Source organism: Arthrobacter woluwensis (assembly GCF_900105345.1).
Lineage (GTDB): Bacteria > Actinomycetota > Actinomycetes > Actinomycetales > Micrococcaceae > Arthrobacter_E > Arthrobacter_E woluwensis.
Genome location: NZ_FNSN01000003.1, coordinates 237,832 through 261,731 on the forward strand (window position 1 = coordinate 237,832; position 23,900 = coordinate 261,731).

22 protein-coding genes are annotated in these 23,900 nt (G+C 68.9%); 12 read left to right on the forward strand and 10 right to left on the reverse strand.

The genetic code is table 11. From position 1 onward, the window contains the following. Positions 1-240: 240 nt before the first annotated feature. The 4 genes from BLV63_RS01725 (at position 241) to BLV63_RS01740 (ending at position 4,983) form a co-directional block, all read left to right on the forward strand. The gene (locus tag BLV63_RS01725) at positions 241-1,257 is read left to right on the forward strand and encodes a Bug family tripartite tricarboxylate transporter substrate binding protein (protein ID WP_066213239.1); all 1,017 of its coding nucleotides are present in this window, start codon (positions 241-243) and stop codon (positions 1,255-1,257) included. Positions 1,258-1,376: 119 nt separating this feature from the next. After that, positions 1,377-1,841 (forward strand): tripartite tricarboxylate transporter TctB family protein, encoded by a 465-nt coding sequence (locus BLV63_RS01730; protein WP_066214077.1) that lies wholly within the window; start codon positions 1,377-1,379, stop codon positions 1,839-1,841. Position 1,842: 1 nt separating this feature from the next. Next, on the forward strand, positions 1,843-3,351 hold the full coding sequence (locus BLV63_RS01735) for a tripartite tricarboxylate transporter permease (protein ID WP_066213242.1): 1,509 nt from the start codon (positions 1,843-1,845) through the stop codon (positions 3,349-3,351). 222 nt (positions 3,352-3,573) lie between these two features. Further along, a complete protein-coding gene (locus BLV63_RS01740; RefSeq protein WP_066213245.1) occupies positions 3,574-4,983 on the forward strand; it encodes an MFS transporter in 1,410 nt (469 codons plus the stop codon). Between the two features lie 86 nt (positions 4,984-5,069). Here the strand turns inward: BLV63_RS01740 and pstB are convergent, their stop codons facing one another. The 4 genes from pstB to pstS all read right to left on the reverse strand — a co-directional run bounded on the left by pstB (position 5,070) and on the right by pstS (position 9,236). Next, the gene (gene pstB / locus BLV63_RS01745) at positions 5,070-5,849 is read right to left on the reverse strand and encodes a phosphate ABC transporter ATP-binding protein PstB (RefSeq protein WP_066213248.1); all 780 of its coding nucleotides are present in this window, start codon (positions 5,847-5,849) and stop codon (positions 5,070-5,072) included. A 35-nt stretch (positions 5,850-5,884) separates the two neighbouring features. Further along, positions 5,885-6,994, reverse strand: a complete 1,110-nt coding sequence (gene pstA / locus BLV63_RS01750) for a phosphate ABC transporter permease PstA (protein ID WP_066213251.1) — start codon at positions 6,992-6,994, stop codon at positions 5,885-5,887. Between the two features lies 1 nt (position 6,995). Continuing rightward, positions 6,996-7,913: a phosphate ABC transporter permease subunit PstC gene (gene pstC / locus BLV63_RS01755; RefSeq protein WP_370960592.1), complete on the reverse strand. Its 918-nt coding sequence runs from the start codon at positions 7,911-7,913 to the stop codon at positions 6,996-6,998. 204 nt (positions 7,914-8,117) lie between these two features. Continuing rightward, positions 8,118-9,236: a phosphate ABC transporter substrate-binding protein PstS gene (gene pstS / locus BLV63_RS01760; protein WP_066213256.1), complete on the reverse strand. Its 1,119-nt coding sequence runs from the start codon at positions 9,234-9,236 to the stop codon at positions 8,118-8,120. A gap of 309 nt (positions 9,237-9,545) precedes the next feature. Here pstS and BLV63_RS01765 point away from each other — a divergent pair, with 309 nt between their 5' ends. The 6 genes from BLV63_RS01765 (at position 9,546) to disA (ending at position 15,312) form a co-directional block, all read left to right on the forward strand. Further along, on the forward strand, positions 9,546-10,673 hold the full coding sequence (locus BLV63_RS01765) for an FUSC family protein (RefSeq protein WP_066213259.1): 1,128 nt from the start codon (positions 9,546-9,548) through the stop codon (positions 10,671-10,673). A gap of 67 nt (positions 10,674-10,740) precedes the next feature. Next, positions 10,741-12,117 carry a DNA repair protein RadA gene (gene radA / locus BLV63_RS01770; RefSeq protein WP_066213263.1) on the forward strand — a complete coding sequence of 459 codons (1,377 nt, stop codon included), beginning with the start codon at positions 10,741-10,743 and terminating at the stop codon, positions 12,115-12,117. 85 nt (positions 12,118-12,202) lie between these two features. Then, on the forward strand, positions 12,203-13,009 hold the full coding sequence (locus BLV63_RS01775) for an MBL fold metallo-hydrolase (protein ID WP_175533604.1): 807 nt from the start codon (positions 12,203-12,205) through the stop codon (positions 13,007-13,009). A 202-nt stretch (positions 13,010-13,211) separates the two neighbouring features. After that, positions 13,212-13,610, forward strand: a complete 399-nt coding sequence (locus BLV63_RS18745; RefSeq protein WP_217640434.1) for an ArsR/SmtB family transcription factor — start codon at positions 13,212-13,214, stop codon at positions 13,608-13,610. Continuing rightward, the gene (locus tag BLV63_RS01785) at positions 13,603-14,019 is read left to right on the forward strand and encodes an SRPBCC family protein (protein WP_066213267.1); all 417 of its coding nucleotides are present in this window, start codon (positions 13,603-13,605) and stop codon (positions 14,017-14,019) included. The genes BLV63_RS18745 and BLV63_RS01785 overlap by 8 nt, the downstream gene beginning before the upstream one ends. 216 nt (positions 14,020-14,235) lie before the next feature. Further along, positions 14,236-15,312 (forward strand): DNA integrity scanning diadenylate cyclase DisA, encoded by a 1,077-nt coding sequence (disA, locus tag BLV63_RS01790; RefSeq protein ID WP_066213272.1) that lies wholly within the window; start codon positions 14,236-14,238, stop codon positions 15,310-15,312. 24 nt (positions 15,313-15,336) lie between these two features. Here disA and BLV63_RS01795 read toward each other — a convergent pair whose 3' ends face one another. Beyond that, a complete protein-coding gene (locus BLV63_RS01795) occupies positions 15,337-15,975 on the reverse strand; it encodes a hypothetical protein (protein WP_074783936.1) in 639 nt (212 codons plus the stop codon). A gap of 81 nt (positions 15,976-16,056) precedes the next feature. On the opposite strand from BLV63_RS01795, the gene BLV63_RS01800 reads away from it, so the two are divergent. Continuing rightward, positions 16,057-17,049: an HhH-GPD family protein gene (locus BLV63_RS01800; RefSeq protein ID WP_066213275.1), complete on the forward strand. Its 993-nt coding sequence runs from the start codon at positions 16,057-16,059 to the stop codon at positions 17,047-17,049. Positions 17,050-17,139: 90 nt separating this feature from the next. Here the strand turns inward: BLV63_RS01800 and dhaM are convergent, their stop codons facing one another. The 4 genes from dhaM to BLV63_RS01820 form a co-directional block, all read right to left on the reverse strand. Further along, a complete protein-coding gene (gene dhaM / locus BLV63_RS01805) occupies positions 17,140-17,862 on the reverse strand; it encodes a dihydroxyacetone kinase phosphoryl donor subunit DhaM (RefSeq protein WP_066213278.1) in 723 nt (240 codons plus the stop codon). Between the two features lie 202 nt (positions 17,863-18,064). Further along, positions 18,065-18,703: a dihydroxyacetone kinase subunit DhaL gene (dhaL, locus tag BLV63_RS01810; RefSeq protein WP_066213281.1), complete on the reverse strand. Its 639-nt coding sequence runs from the start codon at positions 18,701-18,703 to the stop codon at positions 18,065-18,067. Between the two features lie 2 nt (positions 18,704-18,705). Then, positions 18,706-19,707, reverse strand: a complete 1,002-nt coding sequence (gene dhaK, locus BLV63_RS01815) for a dihydroxyacetone kinase subunit DhaK (protein ID WP_066213284.1) — start codon at positions 19,705-19,707, stop codon at positions 18,706-18,708. A gap of 106 nt (positions 19,708-19,813) precedes the next feature. Continuing rightward, positions 19,814-20,326: an amino-acid N-acetyltransferase gene (locus BLV63_RS01820; RefSeq protein ID WP_066213287.1), complete on the reverse strand. Its 513-nt coding sequence runs from the start codon at positions 20,324-20,326 to the stop codon at positions 19,814-19,816. A gap of 160 nt (positions 20,327-20,486) precedes the next feature. On the opposite strand from BLV63_RS01820, the gene BLV63_RS01825 reads away from it, so the two are divergent. Continuing rightward, positions 20,487-21,017, forward strand: a complete 531-nt coding sequence (locus BLV63_RS01825) for a hypothetical protein (protein ID WP_066213290.1) — start codon at positions 20,487-20,489, stop codon at positions 21,015-21,017. 254 nt (positions 21,018-21,271) lie between these two features. Here BLV63_RS01825 and BLV63_RS01830 read toward each other — a convergent pair whose 3' ends face one another. Beyond that, a complete protein-coding gene (locus tag BLV63_RS01830; protein ID WP_066213293.1) occupies positions 21,272-23,809 on the reverse strand; it encodes an ATP-dependent Clp protease ATP-binding subunit in 2,538 nt (845 codons plus the stop codon). Between the last annotated feature and the right edge of the window lie 91 nt (positions 23,810-23,900).

The following is a 23,900-nucleotide window of genomic DNA, read 5'->3' on the forward strand; positions in this document are numbered from 1 at the left end:
GCCGAGGCCACCAACGCGTCATGGGGCACTCACGGGACGGGTCCTTGTCCTTTCTCCTCGGGGACGGACGTCCCCGCGTCCATCATGACAGCCTGGAGGGGTATGTGACGGAGAACACAATGAACACAACGATCTTTGAGAACTCAAGGGTGACCCACCTCACATCCGCGCATAGCGTGAGGGACGTTCTTTCCGGAACCCCCTCATGACAGCGACGTCATGCGAACAAAGGAAGTACCAATGCGTTCACTCAAAGCCGTCCGCCTGGCCGCCGCCGCGCTGGGCCTGATCCTCGCCGCCACCGGCTGCGGAGTCACCGGCTCCGGCGGCTCGAACCCCCAGGGGTCGGCGTCGGGCGTCTCCAGCGAGCCTCTCAAGGGCCTGCGCATCATGGTCCCCAACAGCCCCGGCGGCGGGTACGACACCACGGCCCGCACCGCCGCGAAGGTCATGGGCGAGACCAAGACCGCCAGCAATGTCGAGGTCTTCAACCTGGCCGGCGCCGGTGGCACCGTGGGCCTGGCCCGCCTGGTCAACGAGAAGGGCAACAAGGACCTCACCATGCTCATGGGCCTGGGAGTGGTGGGCGCCAGCTACACCAACAAGTCCCCGGCCAAGCTCACCGAGACCGTGCCGCTCGCCCGTCTGATCCAGGAGCCCGGCGCCATCATGGTGCCCAAGAACTCCCCCTACAAGACCATCAAGGACCTGGTCGACGCCTGGAAGGCCGACCCCTCCAAGCTCGCCGTCGGCGGCGGCTCCAACCCCGGCGGACCGGACCACCTCCTGCCGATGCAGCTGGCCCAGGCCGTGGGCATCGAGCCCAAGAAGGTCAACTTCGTCTCCTTCGACGGCGGCGGCGACCTCCTGCCCGCCATCCTCGGCAACAAGCTCGGCTTCGCCGCCTCCGGCGCCGGCGAGTACATCGACCAGATCAAGACCGGCGAGATCCGGGTCCTCGCCGTGAGTGGCGCCCAGCGGCTGGACGGCGTGGACGCCCCCACGTTCAAGGAATCCGGCATCGACCTCGAATTCACCAACTGGCGCGGCATCGTGGCCCCTCCCGGCATCTCCGACGCCGACCGTGACAAGGTGATCGCCACCCTCAAGAAGATGCACGACACGGACGAGTGGAAGGCCGCGCTCAAGACCCACGGCTGGACCGACGCGTTCATCACGGGCGATGAGTTCGGCACCTTCCTGAAGGATCAGGACCAGCGCGTGGCGGACGTCCTGAAGAAGCTGGGGCTGGCGTGAGCCATAGCGCCGCAGACGCCGGGGGTCACGCGGACCCCGGAGGCCTCGGCGCCGGGCACGACGACGACGGCGGCGAGCGCGCCGCGGTCGCCGCGCCCGGCGGCCGGAGCCGCGCCGAGCTGGGCATCGCCGCCCTGCTCGGCGTGGCCGGCGTCGTCGTGCTCTGGGACGCCTCACGCATCACGGTGCCCTACTCCGTCTCCGACGTGGTGGGACCGAAGACCATGCCGGTGATCGTCGGATCGCTGCTCGTGGTCAGCGCCGTGCTCCTGGCCGTCAACGTCCTGCGGGGCGGCAGCGGCCAGGCCGAGGAGGGCGAGGACGTGGACCTCAGCCATCCCACCGACTGGAAGACCGTGCTGCCGCTCATCGGTTTCTTCATCCTGAACATCGTGCTGATCGATCCGCTGGGCTGGGTGCTCTCCGGGACCATCATGTTCTGGGGCAGCGTCTGGTCCCTCGGCAGCCGCCACTACGTGCGGGACGCACTGGTCTCACTGGTCCTGGCCGTCGGCACCTTCTACGGTTTCTACCTCGGCCTGGGCATCCACCTGCCGGCCGGGATCCTGGCGGGAATTCTCTGACATGGACATCCTCAACAACCTCATGCAGGGCTTCGCCACGGCGGCGACGCCCACCAATCTGCTCTTCGCCTGCATCGGCGTCCTCCTGGGCACCGCCGTGGGCGTGCTGCCGGGCATCGGCCCGGCCATGGCCCTGGCACTCCTCCTGCCGGTGACCGCCAACCTCGAACCGACCGGCGCGCTCATCATGTTCGCGGGCATCTACTACGGCGGCATGTACGGCGGGTCCACGACCTCCATCCTGCTCAACACCCCGGGCGAATCGTCCACGGTCATCACGGCCATCGAGGGCCACAAGATGGCGAAAGCGGGACGAGCGGCACAGGCCCTCGCGACGGCGGCGATCGGCTCCTTCGTGGCCGGCACCATCGGCACGGCCCTCCTGGCGGCGTTCGCGCCCGCCGTCGTGCAGTTCGCGGTCAGCCTGGGCCCCTCCAGTTACCTGGCGATCATGATCCTGGGCCTGCTGACCGTCACCGCGGTCCTCGGGTCCTCGAAGATCCGCGGCTTCGCCTCGCTGGGCCTCGGCCTGGCGATCGGCCTGATCGGGCTCGACCCCGTGAGTGGACAGCAGCGTCTGGTCTTCGGCATCCCGCTGCTGACGGACGGCCTGGACATCGTGGTGGTGGCGGTCGCCATCTTCGCGGTGGGCGAGGCTCTCTGGATCGCGGCCCATCTGCGCCGCAAGCGGATGGACACCATCCCTGTCGGCCAGCCGTGGATGGGCAAGGAGGACTGGAAGCGGTCCTGGAAACCGTGGCTGCGGGGCACCGCGCTGGGCTTCCCGTTCGGCGCCATGCCGGCCGGCGGCGCCGAGATCCCGACCTTCCTCTCCTATGTCACGGAGAAGAAGCTGTCCAAGCATCCGGAGGAGTTCGGGCACGGCGCCATCGAGGGCGTCGCAGGTCCGGAGGCGGCCAACAACGCCTCCGCGGCGGGCACCCTGACGCCGGCACTCGCCCTGGGTCTTCCGACCAACGCGACGGCGGCCATCATGCTCGCGGCGCTGACCCAGTTCAACATCCAGCCGGGTCCGCTGCTCTTCCAGAAGGAGCCGGATCTGGTGTGGGGCCTGATCGCGAGCCTCTTCATCGGCAACACGCTGCTCCTGGTCATCAACCTGCCGATGGCGCCGCTCTGGGCGAAGCTGCTGCAGATCCCGCGTCCGTACCTGTACGCCGGCATCCTGTTCTTCGCCTCGCTCGGGGCGTACGCGGTGAATCTGCAGGCCTTCGACCTGGTGATCCTCCTGGTGCTGGGAGCCCTCGGCTTCGCGATGCGGCGCTTCGGGCTTCCGGTGCTGCCGCTGGTCATCGGCCTGATCCTGGGGCCGCGGATCGAGGGACAGCTCCGCAAGGCGCTCCAGCTGAGCGGCGGCGATCTCTCGGGCCTGTTCAACGAGCCCGTGGGAGTGACGGTGTATGTGATCATCGCGCTGATCGCCGTGTCCCCGCTGCTGATCGCGACCTGGAAGCGGACCCGCACCCCGAAGGCGGACGCCCTGGTCTGAGATCCTGCCCCCGGCTGAAACCGTGGGTTTCCGTCGAAACCGTGTGTTCCATACACGGTTTCGACGGGAATCCACGGTTTCGGCGTTCAGGGGCAGCGGGCCGGAAACCGCTCCGTCACACTCTTGACCAAGCCGGAGGGCCACCCTAGGGTTCTGATATATGAGTGATATGTCACACTCCCATCGGCGGTCTCCGCTGATGCCAGAAGGGACCTGAACTCCATGACCTCACCGACCGGCACGACGGCTTCCGTCTACCCCACCACGACTCCGACCGACTCCCGTTTCAAGCGCCGATTCATGGTGCGCCTCGTGGCCGTGTTCATCGGGGGCATGTTCCTCGACGGCTACATCCTCGGCATCATCGGCCCCGTCACGGGCCTCATGCGGGCGGACCTCCAGCTGGACGAGCTGTCCCTCGGGCTGATCGCGGCCGGACCGCTCGTCGGGATCTTCGTCGGGTCACCCCTGGCCGGCTGGGCCGCCGACAAGTTCGGCCGGAAACCGATGTTCCTCGTGGACATGGGCTTGTTCCTGCTCGCCTCCGCGGCGCAGTTCTTCGTGACCACCGGGGACGGGGCCGTGATCCAGCTGGCCCTCATCCGCTTCTTCATGGGCGTCGCCATCGGCGGCGAGTACTCCATCGGCGGGCCACTGCTGTCCGAGTTCTCCCCGCCGAAACTCCGCGGGCGGCTCCTCGGCCTGACGCTGATCGCCTGGTACATCGGGTTCATGATGGCGTTCATCATCGGCACGGCGCTCCACGACGCCGGCACCCCCTGGCGGATCGTGATCGGCACCAGCACGGTCCTCGCCCTCATCCTCTTCCTGGCCCGCATCGGCCTTCCGGAGTCCCCCAGCTGGCTCATCACCAAGGGCCGCCGCGACGAGGCGCTCGCGATCGCCCGCAAGTACGTCGAGTCCCCGCAGATGCACCACAGCATCACCGAGGAGATCGACCTGCGCGCGATCCAGGAGGCGCAGGCCGCCCGGGACAAGACCCCGCTCAAGAACGCCTCCTTCACGATGCTGTTCTCACCGCAGTACTGGCGGACCACCCTGTTCACCTCGGGCTTCTGGTTCTGCGCCGTCACCCCGTACTTCGCGATCGCCACGTTCGCCGACGACGTCCTCCACCAGTTCGGCTTCGGCGGCGGCTGGGCGGGCGGCGTGGGGCTGTCCGCGCTGGCGGCGGCGGGCGTCGTCACCACGGTGCTGCTGATCGACCGGCTCGGACGCCGCATCCTCACCGTGCCCGGCCAGTGGCTCTGCGCTGGCATCCTGCTCGTGATCGGCGTCTGGGCGGACGCCCCGGCGATCCTCGTGCTCGTCCTCTTCCTGGCGTTCTCGTTCTTCAACGCCGGCTACACCACGATGACCCAGGTCTATCCGGCCGAGGTGTTCCCGGGCCACCTGCGGGGCATCGGCATGGGCTTCGCGGCGTCGTTCAGCCGCATCGGCGCCGCGCTCGGCACCTTCGCCCTGCCCTGGGCGATCACCAACATCGGCATGGGGCCCAGCATGGTGGTGGCCGCCGTCGTCGCGTTCCTGGGGGCGGCGCTGTCCCAGTGGCTCGCGCCGGAGACGAAGGGCCGCACGCTCGCCGAGATCTCAGCGGACGTCGCCCACTGACACCGGCCGGTTCCACCCCCGGTGATGCAGAAGACCCACGGACATTTCCGTGGGTCTTCTGCATCACCGGGGGTCGTCCGGAAGGATCACCCGAAGCGGCCGGAGACGTAGTCCTCGGTGGCCTTCTGGCTCGGGTTGTTGAAGATGGTGCTGGTGTCCGCGAACTCGATGAGCTTGCCCGGCTTGCCGGTGCCCGCGATGTTGAAGAACGCCGTCTTGTCCGAGACACGGGCGGCCTGCTGCATGTTGTGGGTCACGATCACCACGGTGTAGGAGTCCTTGAGCTCATTGATGAGGTCCTCCACCGCGAGGGTCGAGATCGGGTCCAGAGCGGAACACGGCTCGTCCATGAGCAGCACGGCAGGCTCCACCGCGATCGCACGGGCGATGCAGAGACGCTGCTGCTGGCCGCCCGAGAGGCCCGAACCGGGCTTGTCCAGACGGTCCTTGACCTCGTTCCAGAGGTTGGCGCCCTGCAGCGACTTCTCCACCAGGGCGTCGGCCTCGCCCTTGGAGATCCGCTTGTTGTTCAGCTTCACGCCGGCCAGGACGTTGTCCCGGATCGACATGGTGGGGAACGGGTTGGGGCGCTGGAACACCATGCCGATGTTCGTGCGGACGGTCACCGGGTCGACGCCGGGGCCGTAGATGTCCGCGCCGTCCAGCAGGACTTCGCCCTCCACATGCGCGCCCGGCAGCACCTCGTGCATGCGGTTCAGGGTGCGGAGGAAGGTGGACTTGCCGCAGCCGGACGGGCCGATGAAGGCCGTGACCGACTTGGCCTCGATGTTGATGCTGACACCCTCCACGGCCAGGAAGTTGCCGTAGTAGACGTTCAGGTCCTTGACGTCGATGCGCTTGCTCATTGCTGTGGTTCCTTCGGAATCTTCGGTGGGTGTCTCTAGCGGCCCTGCTTGGGCGCGAAGACCCGTGCGATCAGGCGGGCGATGAGGTTCAGCAGCATCACCAGGATGATCAGGACCAGGGCCGCGCCCCAGGCCCGCTGGTCCGACGGACCGGGGTTGGACGGCGACGTCGGGTTCAGGATCTGCGTGTAGATGTAGGTCGGGAGTGAAGCCATCCACCCGCCGAACACGTTGTTGTTGATCGCGGTCGCGAAGCCGGCGGTGACGAGGATGGGCGCCGTCTCACCGATCACGCGGGCGATCGCCAGGGTGACGCCGGACGCGATGCCGGAGATCGCCGTCGGGATGACGACCTTCACGATCGTCCGCCACTTGCGCACGCCCAGGGCGTAGGCGGCTTCGCGGAGCTCGTTCGGGACGATCTTGAGCATCTCCTCGCTGGAGCGCACCACCACGGGGATCATCAGCACCGAGAGCGCGATCGCGGCGACCGCGCCGGTCTTGGTGCCGGGACCCACCACGATGAAGAAGAACGCCGCCGCGAACAGACCGGCCACGATCGACGGGATGCCGGTCATGACGTCCACGAAGAACGTGATGGCGCGGGCCAGGAAGCGGTCGTTGCCGTACTCGACGAGGTAGACCGCCGTGAGCAGACCCACCGGGACGGAGATGACCGTGGCCAGGGCCGTGATCTGCAGGGTGCCGATCAGCGCGTGGTACACGCCGCCCAGGACCTTGGTGCCGTTCTCCACGGCCTTGTTGTCGGCCACACCGGTCACGCCGTTCATCGAGGTGCTGAGGAAGCCGGGGGTCATGAGACCCGGGATGCCGTTCACCAGCGCCGTCCAGATGACGGAGATCAGCGGCAGGACCGCGATGATGAAGGAGCCGAACACCAGGCAGGTGGCCAGCTTGTCCTTCGCCTTGCGGGCGCCCTCCACGGAACCGCTCCAGGCCACGAGGCCCACGGTGAAGAGGATGGCGGAGATCAGGCCCCAGCCGAACGGGTTGAACCCGATGAGGTTCACGAGCGCCGCGCCGACGACGAGGGACGCGCCCAGCACGACCCACGGGGCGTACTTGGGCAGCTGCCCCTTGGTCAGCGCGGAGCGGCGGCGATTGGGTGTCAGGGTCGTGGTCATGTCAGTTGGCCCCCGAGAATTCCTTGTGCTTGGTGATGATCCACCGCGCGATCATGTTCACGCCGAGGGTGATGACGAAGAGGACCAGGCCGGCGGCGATCAGCGTGTTCACCTTGATCCCGGACGCCTCCGGGAAGTTCAGGGCGATCTCGGCGGCGATGGTCTGATTGCCGCTCTGGATCAGGCTGGCCGTCAGGGCGCCCGAGGAGAGCACCAGGGCGACCGCCATGGTCTCGCCGAGCGCGCGGCCGAGACCGAGCATGATGGCGCTGATGATGCCGGGGCGGCCGAACGGCAGGACGGCCATGCGGACCATCTCCCAGCGCGTGGCGCCGAGGGCCAGCGCGGCCTCCTCGTGCAGCTTGGGCGTCTGGAGGAAGATCTCGCGGGAGAGGGACGTGATGATCGGCAGGACCATGACCGCCAGGACGATGCCGGCCGTGAGGATGGTCTTGCCCGTGGCCGAGGCGGGCCCCGCGAAGATCGGGATCCAGCCCAGGTTGTCCGCCAGCCAGTCGTAGGCCGGGGAGATCTCCTTGGCCAGGAAGGCCGCGCCCCAGGCGCCGTACACCACGGACGGGATGGCGGCCAGGAGGTCGATGACGTAGCCGAGGGCGGAGGCCAGGCGGCGCGGGGCGTAGTGCGAGATGAAGAGCGCGACGCCGATGGCGACCGGGGTCGCGATGACCAGGGCGATCGCGGCGGCGATCAGGGTGCCGATGATGATGGGCCAGATGTAGGCCCAGAAGCCGGCGCCGCCCTGGATGTCGGCCGGGTCGGCCACGAGCGCGGGGATCGCCTGAGCGACCAGGAATGCGGCCACACCGAAGAGGACGAGGAGGATCAGGATCCCGGCGCCGAGCGTGGCTCCGGAGAAGACCTTGTCGCCGGCCCGTCCTGCGGCCGATGACTCGGTCATGGTGTTGCTGCTCACTTAACTGCCTTCCAGTCCAGTGTGGGTGTCCCGGCCCTGCCGGATTCCCGGATCGGGTGGGTAACGGCAAAGTTCCCTGTCCAGGCCTTCCGCATCCCCGGGCCGTGGTCGCCGGGTGTGGAACCCGGTTCCCACGACGTCGGGGAGAATGCTCTGGACAGGGAACTCGTCATTCCCGGGCGGGGAATGCTAGCCCTTGACCTTGATCTGCTCGATCGCGGCCTTGGCCTTCTCCTGAAGGCTCTTGCTCAGCGGCGCGGACTTGGCGGCGTCGGCGGCGGCCTGCTGGCCGGCGTCGCTCACCACGTAGTTCTCGAACGCCTTGATCAGGTCCACGGTGGCCTGGTCCTTGTAGGTGGTGCACAGGATGTGGAACGAAGCCAGGGTCAGCGGGTAGGCCGCGGAGTCCGTGGTCTTGCGGTCGATCTTGAGGGAGAGGTCGCCCTGAGCGCGGCCTTCGACGGACTTGCCGGTCTCGACGGCCTTGGCGGCGCCCTCGGCGTTCGGCTTCACGAAGCTCTCGCCGACCTTGATGGAGGCCACACCGAGCTTGCCGGAGACGGCGGAGTCATCCGCGTAGGTCACGGCGCCGGGGGTGTCGGTGACGGTCTTGACGACGCCGGACGTGCCCTTGGCGTTCTCGCCCTTGAGGGAGGACGGCCACACGCCATCGGCCTTGTCGGTCCAGACGGACGGAGCCACGGCGGACAGGTAGTCCGTGAAGTTCTTGGTGGTGCCGGAGTCATCCGAGCGGTTCACCGGGGTGACCTTGAGGTCGGGCAGGGTGACGCCCGGGTTCAGCTTGGCGATGGCCGCGTCGTTCCACTTGGAGACCTGGCCGCGGAAGATCTTGGCGGTGGTGTCGGCGTCGAGCTTGAGCTCCTTGACGTCCGGCAGGTTGAAGGCCACGGCGATCGGGGAGATGTACACCGGGATGTTGATGGCGCCGTTGGGGCCGCACTTCTCCTTGGAGGAGGCGTACTCCTCGTCCTTCAGGTAGGCGTCGGAACCGGCGAACTGGGCCGAGCCGTCCAGGAGGGCCTTGCGGCCCGCGCCGGAGCCGTCCGGGGAGTACTGCACGCTGGCGCCGGAGTTCGCGCTGGCGAAGCCGGTCTTCCAGGCGTCCATGGCCGCACCCTGCGAGGAGGCGCCGACGCCGGTCAGGGTGCCGGTGACCTTGGGCCCGTTGTTGCTGGGAGCAGCCGAGTTGTTGCCGGTCGCGTTGTCCGAGCCACAAGCGGTCAGCGCCAGAGCGCCTGCTGCGACGACTGCGAGTGCCGCATGGCGGCCGAAGCGGAGAGCCTTCACAATGTTCCCTTTCAGGGTCCTGATGTCGCGCCGGCCCGGACTCTGCCTTCCGCCCCGATCGGGTGCGTGACGGTCCTGCCGACGATGCGTACCTTTGTACCTTCAACGAAACTAAAGAGCCGAGGTAAAGGGATCCGCGGTTAAAGGTGAACGCGAGGTTAACCGGCCATGGATAGTCCGTGACTTCTGGCCGGGCCGCATTGCGTTGGCCTGCCGCACGCCGTAAGGACACTTCCTGAACCACCGGCCACGCCGACGTGAACGGCCGGGCGCACGGCGCCGTCGTCGGCTCCGCAATAGACTGAGCCCATGGTGCGCTTGGGCGGTGTGAAGCCGATCGGCAGGGAAGCGAAGGAGCGCGCCACCACGGGCGTCATCCGCATGCGTGAATCGCTCATCCCCGCACTGCAGATGACGTTCTGCGCGGTGGGGGCGTACACGTTCGCCGAGCTCGTCCTGGGGCATGTGGGGCCGCTGTTCGCGGCGACGTCCTCACTGATCGCCCTCGGTTTCGCCCGGGGCACGCGGTTGCGCCGTGTGCTGGAGGTCGGTCTCGGCTGCACGCTGGGCATCGCGGTGGGGGACGTCCTGCTGCACTGGCTCGGTTCGGGGATCTGGCAGGCCGCCGTCGTGCTGCTCTTCTCGATCCTCCTGGCGCGCTTCCTGGACAGCGGCGCCATCTTCGCGACCCAGCTGGGCCTGCAGTCACTCCTGGTCGTCCTGCTCCCGGCTCCCGCGGGCGGGCCGTTCACCCGGAGCCTCGACGCCGTGGTGGGCGGGGTGTTCGCCCTGCTCGTGACGTTCCTGACCCCACGGGATCCGCGCGAGGAGCCACGGCTGCAATTGCGCTCGACGCTCCAGCAGACCTCCGAGGTGCTGCGCGAATGCGGGAAGAGCCTCCTCGACAATGACTCGACCCTGGCCTGGCACGCCCTGGTGCGCGCCCGGAACTGCCAGCCCGGACTGGACGCCCTGCGGATGACGCTGCGGGCCTCCGGCGAGGTGACGACCATGTCCCCGCTGTACCGACGGCACCGCTCCGAGGTCTCACAGCTCGGCGAAGCGGTCGAGTACCTGGATCTCGCCCTGCGTAATTGCCGGGTGTTCGCCCGGCGGCTGACGAGCGCCATCAACCACACCGCGCTGAGCGATGAGGCGACCCAGAGCATCGCGGAGGTGCTGTTCGAGACCGCCGACGCGGTGGACCTCATGGCCGTGGGCTATGCGGGCGACGACGGCCGCGGCCGCGATTCCGCGCTGCGGGACGCGCAGCAGGACCTGGCCTCGATCGCCACGCGCCTGCATCCCCGTCTGCTGGGGGTGAGCCGTCTGGAGGGCGAGACGGTGGTCATGCTGTTCCGGCCGCTCATGGTGGATCTCCTGGAGACCGCGGGCGTGGAGGCCAAGGAGGCCCGGGACTACCTGCCGGATCTCTGACCCGCGGGTTGTCCACATCGCTCGCCCATCGCTTTTCGTGTCAGTGCCCGCCGATAGGCTTGAGGGCATGGCAAGCAAGACCACCCGCGGCAGCAAGGCGCCGGGATACAAGTGCACCGAATGCGGCTGGACCACCATCAAGTGGGTGGGCCGCTGCGGTGAGTGCCAGGCGTGGGGCACGGTGGTGGAGACCGGAACCACGGTCGCCCGGACGACGGCGGCCGCCACCGTCCTGGAGCCCGCCCTCCCGATCGCTTCGGTGGACGCCGCCGCGGCGGCGTTCCTGCCCACGGGCGTGAACGAGCTGGACCGCGTGCTCGGCGGCGGTCTCGTGCCAGGCGCCGTGATCCTGCTGGCCGGCGAACCGGGCGTCGGCAAGTCGACCCTGCTCCTGGATGTCGCGGCGCGCTTCGCCCGCACGGGCCAGGACGTCCTCTACGTGACCGGCGAGGAGTCGGCCGCGCAGGTGAAGCTCCGGGCCGAGCGGATCGACGCGGTGGCGGACACCCTCTACCTCTCCGCCGAGACGGACCTGTCGCAGGCTCTGGGCCAGGTCGAACGGGTGGAGCCGCGGCTTCTGGTGGTGGACTCCGTGCAGACGCTGAGCAGTCCCGAGGTGGAGGGATCCGCGGGTGGCGTCTCCCAGGTGCGGGAGGTGGCCGCTTCACTCATCGCCGCGGCCAAGAAGCGGAACATGACCACGCTGCTGGTGGGGCACGTGACCAAGGACGGCTCGATCGCCGGGCCGCGGCTGCTGGAGCACCTCGTGGACGTCGTGTGCCAGTTCGAGGGCGAGCGCCACTCACGGCTGCGCCTCATCCGCGCCGTGAAGAACCGCTACGGGCCCACGGATGAGGTGGGCTGCTTCGATCTGAACGAGGACGGCATCGAGGGACTGGCGGACCCGAGCGGCCTCTTCGTCTCGCGGACCAAGGAACCGGTGTCCGGGACCTGCATCACCGTGACGCTCGAGGGCCGCCGGCCTCTCGTGGCCGAGGTGCAGTCCCTTCTGGCCACCTCCCCCAACGCGCAGCCCCGCCGCGCCACGAGCGGCCTGGATTCCTCCCGGGTGTCGATGCTCCTGGCGGTGCTCCAGCAGCGCGCGGGTTGCCAGCTTCACAAGGACGACTCCTACGTGGCCACCGTGGGCGGCGTGAAACTCAGCGAGCCCGCCACGGATCTGGCCGTGGCCCTCGCCGTGGCCTCCGCCAAGGCGGGCAAGGCACTGTCCAGCCGTCTGATCGCGTTCGGCGAAGTGGGCCTGGCCGGCGAGGTGCGCCCCGTGCCCGGCATCAACAAGCGCATCCAGGAGGCGAGCAGGCTCGGCTTCACGCACGCCATCGTGCCGTCGAGCCCCAATGGACCGGGCCCCGTCCCGGACGGCTTCACCGTGAAGGAAGTGGAGCACCTGGCCCAGGCGCTGGAGCTGCTGTTCCACGGATGAGGGTGCGAGGACGGGACTGCGGGGGGCGGCGTGTGACAAGTCCATCCGCGCACCCGCTGGTACAACTGGAGCGTTCACTCTTCCCGTGAAAGGCGGCCGTCCGTTGTTCCTCCCCCTGCAGGTGCTCTCGTCGCTGCCCGACGGATCGGCGGCCGACGGCGCCGGTCCGGTCATCACCGAGGAATTCCCCGACGTCTTCCTGGTCAGGGGCGCGTCGGCGAACTGGGTGATCATCAAGGATCCTGACGGCACGAACTTCACCCTCATCGACAGCGGATATCCGGGTGACCACCCACTGCTTCTGGAATCCATCGAAAGCCTGGGTCTCAAGCCCGCCGATTGCGTCGCCCTGCTGGTCACCCATGGCCACGTGGACCACATCGGCGGCGCCGCGCGGCTTGCCGCCGACCACGGCGTCCCCGTCTGGTGCCATGAAGCGGAAACCGCCAATCTCGAGGGCCCGGGCCGAGAGCAGGTGACGTTCGCGCAGGTCCTCGGCAAACTGGTCCATCGGAGGGTGCGGCACTGGCTGCGGATGGCGCTCCGCCTGGACGCGCTCAAACCCCTCTCGGTCACTCCGGCCCGGACCTTCACGGAAGGGGACGTCCTGGACGTGCCCGGGCGGCCCCTCGTGCTGCACTGCCCGGGCCACACCTCGGGCTCCGTCGCCTACCTTCTCGACCGACCAGAGGGCCGCGTCCTGATCAGCGGCGACACCCTGGTGAGCGACCATGAACTCCTCTCGGGTCCGGTCCAGGCGCAGCTTCTGCCGCTGTTCTTCAGCCACGACCACGACGGTCTGCGCCGCAGCTTCGAACTGCTCAGCTCCCAGAACGCGGATGTCATCCTCCCCGGTCACGGGCCTGCCCTCCGGCCGGCGACGGCGGGCTGAGCGCCGCCGCTCCCTCGGTCCACGGCAGAGCGTTCCGCTGCCCGCCGTCGTCCTGGTGCGCTCAGTTGTGGCGTGCCCGCAGACTTGTGTGCTCAGTTGTTGCGGGTTCCAGGGCCCGACACCCGCAACAACTGAGCACACAAGTCTGCGGTGGATCAGCAGAGACTTGATATGTCGGATATTTCCGACGTATCATCATCCCGTGCTTCCCGACGTCTTCGGTGCTCTCGCCAATCCTGCCCGCCGCAGGATGCTGGATGCCCTGCGCGCGGGACCGCTCACGGCCGGCGAGCTCACCGGGCTGCTCGCACTGAGCCGCTCGGCCGCCTCGGAACACCTCGCCGTGCTCCGCGAAGCCGGTCTCGTCCGCGAGGAACGCCGGGGCAGGAACCGTGTCTATCACCTGAAACCGGCCGGACTGTCGCAGGCCGGCGATTGGCTCAAGCCCTACGAGCAGTACTGGAACCGCCGCCTCGACGTCCTGGGAGACCTCCTCGACGCCACTGCGGCCGCGAGGCCCGCAGGACACCACGCGCCGCACCGGGCAGACCACGCCCGCGACACCCCTCCTCACCCCACAGAACGGACCGACGATGACTGAGAACCCCGAGACCGCCATCCGTCTCGAACGCCACTTCCCGCACCCGATCGAGCGCGTCTGGGAAGCCATCTCGACGCCGGAGCTCCTCGCCCGCTGGTGGGCCGCGGGAGACATCGCGCCCGTCGTCGGGCACCGGTTCACGCTCGACATGGCCCACTGGGGCGAGCAGCGCTGCGAAGTCCTCGCCGTCGAACCCGGCCGGACCCTGACGATCCTCTTCGCCGAGGGCGTCCTCGACACCACGGTCACCTGGCGGCTCGAAAGCGTGGCGGACGGCACCGTGCTGCATTTCGAGCACGCGGGCTTCCGGCTGGACACCCCGGCAGGCCGTCAGGCGCTCGACGGAATGGGCCACGGCTGGCCCGGGGTGCTCGGCCGGATCGAGACGGTGCTGAGCGAAACCGCCTGATCCGGGCGACGCCGGAAGGGCCACTTTCCCGGCCCGGCACGAGGCGCTTCACGGGGCACTTTCCGGCGTCCTGATGCGGAACCCGGCCCTCCTGGACCCTATGATGGTGTCAGCCGTGGAAGGTGCACTTTGTGTGTGCCGCGATGCAGATCGTCCAACGGCTCTTGGAGCCGGGCCGCAAGACCCCGGCCCGGACGCCTGAAGGGAACAGTCAGCATGGCCCGCACACCAGAAGAGACGCTCACGGCGACGCTGGCCCGCGTCGCGCCCGGCACCGCCCTGCGGGACGGCCTGGAGCGCATCCTCCGCGGACGCACCGGCGCGCTGATCGTGCTCGGTTCGGATCGCACGGTCGACTCCATCTGTTCCGGTGGCTTCGAGATCGGCATCGAGTTCTCCCCCACCCGCCTGCGGGAGCTCGCGAAGATGGACGGCGCGATCGTCTGCGACAAGGATGCCCGCCACATCGTCCGCGCCGGAGTCCAGCTCGTCCCGGACGCGAGCATCGAAACCACCGAGTCCGGAACCCGGCACCGCACCGCCGAACGCGTCGCCAAGCAGACGGGCTTCCCGGTCATCTCGGTCAGCCAGTCGATGCAGATCATCGCCCTCTATGTGAACGGCCTCCGCCATGTGCTGGAGGGTTCCGAGAAGGTCTCCGCACGCGCCAACCAGGCCCTCGCCACACTCGAACGCTACCGCTCCCGCCTGGACCAGGTGACCGCGGCCCTCTCCTCCCTGGAGATCGAGGCCATGGTGACCGTGCGCGACGTCGCGGTCACGCTCCAGCGCCAGGAGATGGTGCGCCGGATCTCCGAGGAGATCTCCCAGCTCGTCCTGGAGCTCGGCCTGGACGGCCGCCTCCTCGCCCTGCAGCTGGATGAACTCACCGCGGGCCGCGGACCGGGCAGCGAAGTGATCCTGCGGGATTACGCCGGTTCCGACGCTTCCGCCGAGGACATCGAGCAGGCCGTCGCGGCGCTGCGTGAGCTGAGCGCGCAGGATCTCGTGGACCCTCACCGCATTGCGGCGATCATCGCCGGGGCGGGCGGCGAAGCGTCGCCGGACGCCGTCGTCGAGCCCCGCGGCTACCGGCTGCTCTCCGGGCTGAAGGCCGTGCCGGGCGCCGTCGCCGACCGCCTCGTGGAACACTTCGGCGGGCTGCAGTACCTTATGGCCGCGACGATCGAAGACCTCATGCAGGTGGACGGCATCGGTGAGCAGCGTGCCCGCAGCGTCCGCGAAGGCTTGTCCCGCATGGCCGAATCGAGCCTGCTGGACCGCTACATCTAGGTCGTCACCAGGCCGGCACAGCCCTCAGCCGAGCTGGAAGATGGCCTTGTCGCTCGTGCGCTGTCCCAGCGTCGCCTGGAAGACGTAGGTGGCGCCGCCGGCGCCGGGCTTGGCCGTGATCAGCCGGCATCCCTCGACCGACCGGTTGCGCTGCCACACGAAGTTGGCGGTCTCGCTCTTGCCGGGAGCCAGGGTCTTCTTCAGATCGTTCGGCTTGTCCATGCAGTCGCGGGAGTTGAAGATCCGGTCCTGGCCGCTGGAGATGAGGAACTCCATCTGCGACGTGCCGATGTTGATGGGACACGCGACGGTGCCCTCGTTGGTGACCTTCAGGGTCAGCACCGGGTTCTCTTTGGGACCGTAGACCTTCTTGTCCGTCGTCGCGGTGACCTTGACCCGGCCCTCATCGCAGACGGGGGTCGCGGGCGCGGACGGACTGGCCGACGTCGCCGGGGGCGTGACCGCCGGCGTCTCGGTCCCGGTCGCCGCCGCGGCGGGTCCGGCAGGGTCCTTCATGAGGGACATGAGCCCGAAAACACCCCAGGCCACCAGCGCCAGGACCACGATCAGTGCGCCGAGGACCACCACGCGCCGTCGCCGGTACACGGCGGGACTGACCTTCCGCCGCGTCCCCTTGCCTGTGCTCACACCCTGCCCTGCCATACCCCCAAGCCTACCCAGTGAGCCTGGGTGCACGCCGCCGGGCCGCTCCGGGAACGCGGGGGCGATACAGTGGATTCCGCCATGACCACGTACCCCAGCGACAGCCTCAAGCGGAAGACCGCCCAGCTCATCGAGGACTGGTTCCTGGCCGCCGGCCGCGACCTTCCGTGGCGGACCGCCCTCCCTCACTCCCGGGGATGCAGCCCGTGGGGCATCATGGTCAGCGAGTTCATGCTCCAGCAGACCCCCGTGGTGCGCGTGCTCCCCGTCTGGGAGGCGTGGATGAAACGCTGGCCGACGCCCGCGGACCTGGCGGCCGAACCCGTCTCCGAAGCCGTCCGCGCCTGGGGCCGCCTCGGATATCCCCGACGTGCGCAGCGGCTGCATGCGGCCGCCGTCGCGATCGTCGAGAAGCACGACGGCGCCGTGCCGGACACGCGGGAAGCCCTCCAGGCGCTCCCGGGCGTCGGCACCTACACCTCCGCGGCCATCGCCGCGTTCGCGTTCGGCCGCCGGGAGAGCGTCGTCGACACCAACATCCGCAGGGTCCACGCCCGCCTCTTCACCGGGTCCGCCCTGCCGGCGCCGGCCTTCACGGCGGCGGAGGCACGGCTGGCGGAGCAGCTCCTGCCCGAGGACCGGGCCGAGTCGGTCACGTGGAACGCCGCCGTCATGGAACTGGGCGCCCTGGTCTGCACCGCGAGGTCACCGAAGTGCGAGGAGTGCCCCCTCGCCGCGGAATGCGCGTGGCTCGCGGCCGGCCGCCCGGAGCCCGAGTACACCCCGAAAGGCCAGTCCTGGCATGGCACCGACCGGCAGGTCCGCGGCGCGATGATGGCCGTCCTGCGGGAAGCCGGGGCACCGGTCCCCCGTGAGCTCTTCCTGGCCCGACCGGCAGGCTGGGACGCGGACCCGGCGTCGGTCGATCTGATCTGGGGCGGCCCGGACGGCGTCTTCCGGACACTCGACGCGCTGCACCGCCTCCAGGCTCCGACTGATCAGCTGGAGCGCTGCCTGGCAGGCCTCCTCAAGGACCGGCTGGCCACCGAAAGCGACGCGGGCGTCACCCTTTAAACCATCGACTGCTCCGGAGGATGTCGTTTCTCCCCGGAATCGGCGGAAAACGACATCCTCCGGAGCAGTCGATGACAGGGGGACGAGGAGTCAGAGCTCTCCGAAACCCGTGCGGCACTGTTCGGCGATGAAATCCATGGCCCGGCGGGCATCGGGGCCGCTCGCGCGCACGTGCAGCACCGTTCCCTGGCCTGCGGCGAGGGTCATGAGCATCATGACGGACTGGCCGTCGGCGCCGTTGATGTCGACCTCCACGTCCAGACCGCCCAGGTATCCGGCGAGCACCGCGGCGGGGCGGGCGTGCAGGCCGAGCTGGTTCAGCACCTCGAAGTCCTCGACGATCGCACCGCCCACGGAGACGGTTTCGCCGGCATCGTCCGCGACGGCGCGCGGGCGCACGGGAGGCGCCGTGTTGTCGTCGATGCGGGCCTGCACCTGCTGCGCCAGCGCCGACTCGGCGGCCGCCTTCACCGCGGCCACACCGGCTCCGCCCTGAGCCGCGACGGACGCTGCGACGAGGCCCTCGATGAGCGGGGCGTCGGCCAGCGAGACGTCCTGCGGCGTGCCCAGGAATTCCACGGCGCTCTCAGCCACCATGACGGCCGAACCCAGATCGCACAGGATCACCACGCCCTCGCCGGAGTTGGCCGACTCGATCGCGGCCATCACCTTCTCCAGGCTGGTGCCCAGGCCGCCGTCGTCGGTGCCGCCGGCGGCCTCGAGGCGCACCGCCGGGGCCATCTGGGCGGCCAGCTCACAGGCCCCCTCCGCGATCTTGGAGCTGTGGGAGACGACCACGATTCCGACAGTCATGGGACCCTTCCGGCGAAACGAGCGAGGTGAACCTGGTCCCGAAGGATGCCAGGGAGCAGCGCGCCGAGGCGGGCCGCAGGGTTGATTCTAGCCGTCCGGACAGGCTCCGGGACGGCTCCTGTCCAGGGATCGGACCGCCGGTGCGGCAGCTCACAGGGAGCCGGCGCCGGGCGGGCCGAGGCCCTCGGATCAGCGAGGCCGGTCAGGACGCCGCGGCCGCGGCGTCCGCAGCGGCACGGAGCAGAAGAGCCGTCGACTGGGATCCGGGATCGCGATGCCCTGCGCTGCGCTCGCCCAGATAGCTGGCCCTGCCCTTCCGCGCCACAAGCGGCTCCGTGGCGGCGGCGCCCTCCTCGGCGGCCTTCGCGGCGCGGTCCAGGAGTTCGGCGGGGCTCTCCCCCACGGCGGCCTGGGCGGCGTCGACGGCGGGCGTCCAGGCGTCGATCATGGTCTTGTCCCCCGGCTCGGCCTTACCCCGGGCGACGATCCCGTCGCGGGCCGCCGCCAGGGCCGCCACCAGAGCCTCGGAGTCCAGTTCCTCGGCATCTCCCAGGGCCGTGGCCGCCCGCAGGAACGCCGTCCCGTAGAGGGGCCCGGCGGCGCCGCCCACCTTCGACATGAGGGACATCGCCACCGACTTCAGGGCCGCGCCAGGGGTCGCCGGGGGCTGCTCCTCCAGCTTGGCCAGCGCCGCCGTGAACCCGCGGTCCATGTTCTCCCCGTGGTCGGCGTCCCCGATGGCCCGGTCCAGTTCGATGAGCGCCATCCGGTTCTCCGCGAGCACCGCGCCCGAACGGCGCAGCCAGTCGAGGGCCCAGGCGAGGTCGAGCGTCTGCGCCATGGTCAGACCCCCCACCGGAGTGCCGCGGTGTGCACGGGAGCGTCCCAGAGTTCCACCAGCTCATCGTCCAGTTTCAGAACGGAGATCGAGCAGCCCTGCATCTCGAGCGCCGTGATGTAGCTGCCCACCAGGCTCCGCTGCACCTCGAGCCCGGCTTCCGCGAGGATCTGGGAGGCGGCCCGGAAGACGATGTAGAGCTCGCTCTGCGGGGTGCCGCCCATGCCGTTCACGAAGAGCAGCACCTTCTGACCCGGCGCGGCCTGGAGATCCTCCAGAACCGGGGACAGCAGCCGCGCGGTGATGGCGTCGGCGTTCTCGAGCGGGATGCGGTGCCGGCCGGGCTCACCGTGGATGCCGATGCCGATCTCGATCTCGTCCTCGGCCAGGTCGAAGCTCGGGACCCCGGCGTGCGGGACGGTGCAGGCGCTGAGGGCCACGCCCATGGTGCGGACGTTCTGGTTGACGCGATTGGCGATCTCCTCGACGGCGTCCAGCGAGTCGCCCCGCTCCGCGGCGGCGCCGGCGATCTTCTCCACCAGCACCGTGCCGCCGACACCACGGCGGCCGGCGGTGTAGAGCGAGTCCTCGACCGCGACGTCGTCGTTCACCAGGACCGAGCGCACGTCCACGCCTTCGGCCTGCGCGAGTTCGGCGGCGGTCTCGAAGTTCAGCACGTCCCCGGTGTAGTTCTTGACGATCTGCACGACGCCGGCGCCCGAGTTCGCAGCGAGGGTCGCCGGGAGGATCTGGTCGGGGGTGGGGCTGGTGAAGACGGCGCCCGGAACGGCGGCGTCCAGCATCCCGAGTCCGACGAATCCGGCATGCAGCGGCTCGTGCCCGCTGCCGCCACCGGAGACGAGTCCCACCTTGCCGGCCACCGGCGCGTCCTTGCGGGCGATGAAGAGCGGATCCGCGGTCACGGTCACCAGGTCGGGGTGGGCGAGGCCGAATCCTTCGACGGCCTCCTCCACCACTGCGCGAGGGTCATTGATGAGCTTTTTCATGGGACTACCTGCCTTGTCTCGGAGCGCCTCATTGTGACCCTACTACCAGCGCCCGGAGCACGGTAGAGGGACGGGCTGGAAGCGTCCTGGGGGTTGTCCGTGAAGCTCAGAGCTGGCGGATCATGCGGGTGTTGCCGAGGGTGTTCGGCTTGACCCGGGCGAGGTCCAGGAACTCGGCGACGCCCTCGTCATGGGAGCGCAGCAGCTCGGCGTAGACGGCCGGATCGACGGCGCTCTGGTCCGCCATGACCTCGAATCCGTGGCGCTGGAAGAAGCCGACCTCGAACGTCAGGCAGAACACGCGGCTGACCCCGAGCGCGCGGGCCTCGTCCAGGAGGCGCTTGACCAGGGCGTGCCCCACGCCCCTGCCGCGCCAGCTGTCCGCGGCGGCGAGGGTGCGGATCTCGGCGAGGTCCTCCCACATGACGTGGAGGGCGCCGCAACCGATCAGCTCGCCCTCGGAGGACTCGGCGACGCGCAGTTCCTGAATGCCTTCGTAGTAGGCGACCGTCTCCTTGGCCATGAGGATGCGCTCCTCGGCCAGCGGCGCCACGAGTCGCTTGATCCCCGGGACGTCGGAGGTGCGGGCGGGGCGGAGCGTGAAGTCGGCTGCTGGCATTCCTCCATCGTAGGGCTTGCCCCCGGCCCCGGTTGAACGTGCGACGCAGGGTGGACGCCGCCCCGGAGAGACGGATGACGTCACAGTCGTTCGACTGGCCCCTTGACGGAGCGCCCCCTACCTTGGGGTTCCGCCGCACAACAGCAGGAGGACCCCGAAGATGCCGTCCCGTTCACCCAGAGAACGCACGTTATGCCCCACCGAAGCCACCGGACGTGCCGCGGCAGTCCTGAGGATCCTGCTCGGCGCGATCTTCTCTTGGTCTTTTCTGGACAAGCTCTTCGGGCTGGGATTCGACACTCAGCCCTGCGAATCACTCCTCGCCGGAGTCAGTCCGACCCGCGAGTATCTGGAACAGTTGGACGGCTGGTTTGCCGGCCCTCTGGAGTCTCTTGCCGGCCTTCGGTGGGTCGATTTCGGTTTCATGGGAGGTCTCGGCCTGCTAGGGCTGATGCTGTTGGCCGGCATCGGCCTGCGCGCCGCAGCCTGGTGCGGCACACCGTTGCTGGTGCTCATGTGGCTGAGTGCTCTGCCGCTCCAGCAGAACCCCGCCCTCGACGAGCACGTCATCTACGCCGCGGCCCTCTTCGCCCTTGCCGCCAGTGACGCAGGCCGGACCTGGGGATTCGCGTGCCGCTGGCGGGCGTTCCTGGCTGCTCGCGCGCCGAGGCTCCTTCCAATCCTCGGCTGAGATCGCGTCCCAGAACCGCGGCCAGACGCCTTGGTCTCACCACCGCCGCGCTTCCGGGCTGAGTCCGCTGGCGAGGTGGTGAGTCCGCTGCACGATGTAGCGGACTCACCCCCTCCGTAGCGGACTCACGCGGGGAGGGTCACGCGGGGAGGGATGGACCTCAGGGCATGCGAAAGGCCGGCGACGGCGGGTCTCCCCTCCGTCGCCGGCCTTCACTCATGCACGGTCTTCAGCGACCCGCGGTGCTGCGGGCCTCAGGCGGCTCCGCTGCCCAGCTCCCCGGCGCTGCTGTCGCCGTGGGTGCTCGGAGCAAGCTCCGGGACCGTGGGCTTGGCGGTGCCGGCGAAGGTGAACTTCGCCTCGTCGCCTTCGCCCTCGACGTCCACCAGGACGATGTCCCCGGCCTTGAGCTCCCCGAAGAGGATCTTCTCGCTGAGCTGGTCCTCGATCTCGCGCTGGATGGTCCGGCGGAGCGGACGGGCGCCCATCGCGGGGTCGTAGCCACGGGTGGCCAGCAGGACCTTGGCGGCGGGCGTGAGCTCGATGCCCATGTCCCGGTCCTTCAGACGGTTCTCCAGGCGGGTGACGAACAGGTCGACGATCTCGATGATCTCGTCCTGCGTCAGCTGCGGGAAGACCACGACGTCATCGACACGGTTCAGGAACTCGGGGCGGAAGTGCTGCTTGAGCTCCTCCGTGACCCGGGCCCGCATCCGGTCGTAGCCCGTCTTGGTGTCCGTGCCGGACTGGAAGCCCGTCATGACGCCCTTGGAGATGTCCCGGGTGCCGAGGTTCGTGGTCATGATGATCACGGTGTTCTTGAAGTCCACCACGCGGCCCTGGGAGTCGGTCAGGCGACCGTCCTCCAGGATCTGCAGGAGCGAGTTGAAGAGATCGGCGTGAGCCTTCTCCACCTCGTCGAACAGCACCACGGAGAACGGACGGCGACGGACCTTCTCCGTCAGCTGGCCGCCCTCTTCGTAGCCCACGTATCCGGGAGGCGCTCCGAAGAGCCGCGACACGGTGTGCTTCTCCGAGTACTCGGACATGTCCAGCGTGATGAGGGCGTCCTCGTCACCGAACAGGAACTCCGCGAGAGCCTTGGCCAGCTCGGTCTTGCCGACGCCGGTGGGGCCGGCGAAGATGAACGAGCCGCCCGGGCGCTTCGGATCCTTGAGGCCGGCGCGGGTGCGGCGGATGGCCTGGGACAGTGCCTTGATGGCGTCGTCCTGACCGACCACACGCTTGTGGAGCTCGTCCTCCATCTTGAGCAGACGGCTGGACTCCTCCTGCGTCAGCTTGAAGACCGGGATGCCCGTGGAGTTGGCCAGCACTTCGGCGATGAGTTCCTCATCCACCTCGGCGATCTCGTCCGGACCGCCGTTGCGCCAGGCCTCTTCCTTCTCGTGACGCTCGGTCACGAGCTTCTGCTCACGGTCACGCAGTGCCGCGGCGCCCTCGAAGTCCTGGGCATCGATCGCGGATTCCTTCTCCCGCTTGACCGCCTCGATGGCGACGTCCATCTCCTTGAGCTCGGCGGGAGGCGTCATGCGGCGGATGCGCAGACGGGCTCCGGCCTCGTCGATCAGGTCGATGGCCTTGTCCGGCAGGAAGCGGTCCGAGATGTAGCGCTGCGCGAGCGTGGCGGCGGCCTCGAGGGCGCCGTCGGTGATGCTCACGCGGTGGTGCGCCTCATAGCGGTCGCGCAGCCCCTTCAGGATCTGGACGGCGTGATCCACGCTCGGCTCCGCCACCTGGATGGGCTGGAAGCGGCGCTCGAGCGCGGCGTCCTTCTCGATGTGCTTGCGGTACTCGTCCAGCGTGGTGGCGCCGATGGTCTGGAGTTCACCACGGGCCAGCATCGGCTTCAGGATCGAGGCGGCGTCGATCGCGCCCTCGGCGGCGCCCGCACCGACCAGGGTGTGGATCTCGTCGATGAACAGGATGATGTCGCCACGGGTGCGGATCTCCTTGAGGACCTTCTTCAGGCGCTCCTCGAAGTCACCGCGGTACCGCGAACCCGCCACCAGGGACCCGAGGTCCAGGGTGTAGAGCTGCTTGTTCTTGATGGTCTCCGGGACGTCGCCACGAACGATCGCCTGGGCGAGGCCTTCGACGACGGCGGTCTTGCCGACGCCGGGCTCACCGATCAGGACCGGGTTGTTCTTGGTGCGGCGCGAGAGGACCTGCATGACGCGTTCCATCTCGTGCTCGCGGCCGATGACCGGATCGAGCTTGTTCTCCCGCGCGGCCTGGGTCAGGTTGCGGCCGAACTGGTCCAGCACCACGGAACCGGCCGGGGTGCCTTCCTGCTGACCGGATCCCACGCCTGCACCGGCGGTCTCCTTGCCACCCTGGTAACCCGTCAGGAGCTGGTTGACCTGCTGGCGGACCTTGGAGAGGTCTGCGCCCAGCTTGACCAGCACCTGCGCGGCGACGCCTTCACCCTCGCGGATGAGGCCCAGCAGGATGTGCTCGGTGCCGATGTAGTTGTGGCCGAGCTGGAGGGCCTCACGCAGAGACAGCTCCAGGACCTTCTTGGCACGCGGGGTGAAGGGAATGTGACCCGACGGCGCCTGCTGGCCCTGGCCGATGATCTCCTGGACCTGCTCGCGGACGGCGTCAAGCGAGATTCCCAGGGACTCGAGCGCTTTCGCGGCGATGCCGTCACCCTCGTGGATGAGGCCCAGCAGGATGTGCTCGGTCCCGATGTAATTGTGGTTGAGCAGCCGGGCTTCTTCCTGTGCAAGGACGACTACCCGGCGAGCTCTGTCCGTGAATCTCTCAAACATTTCGCCACACTCCTCAGATACGACGTAATTAGATGCTACGTGCGGACCAGCGGCTTGTGGGGCGTGTTCGCCAGAGGGGGAATCACCCCGA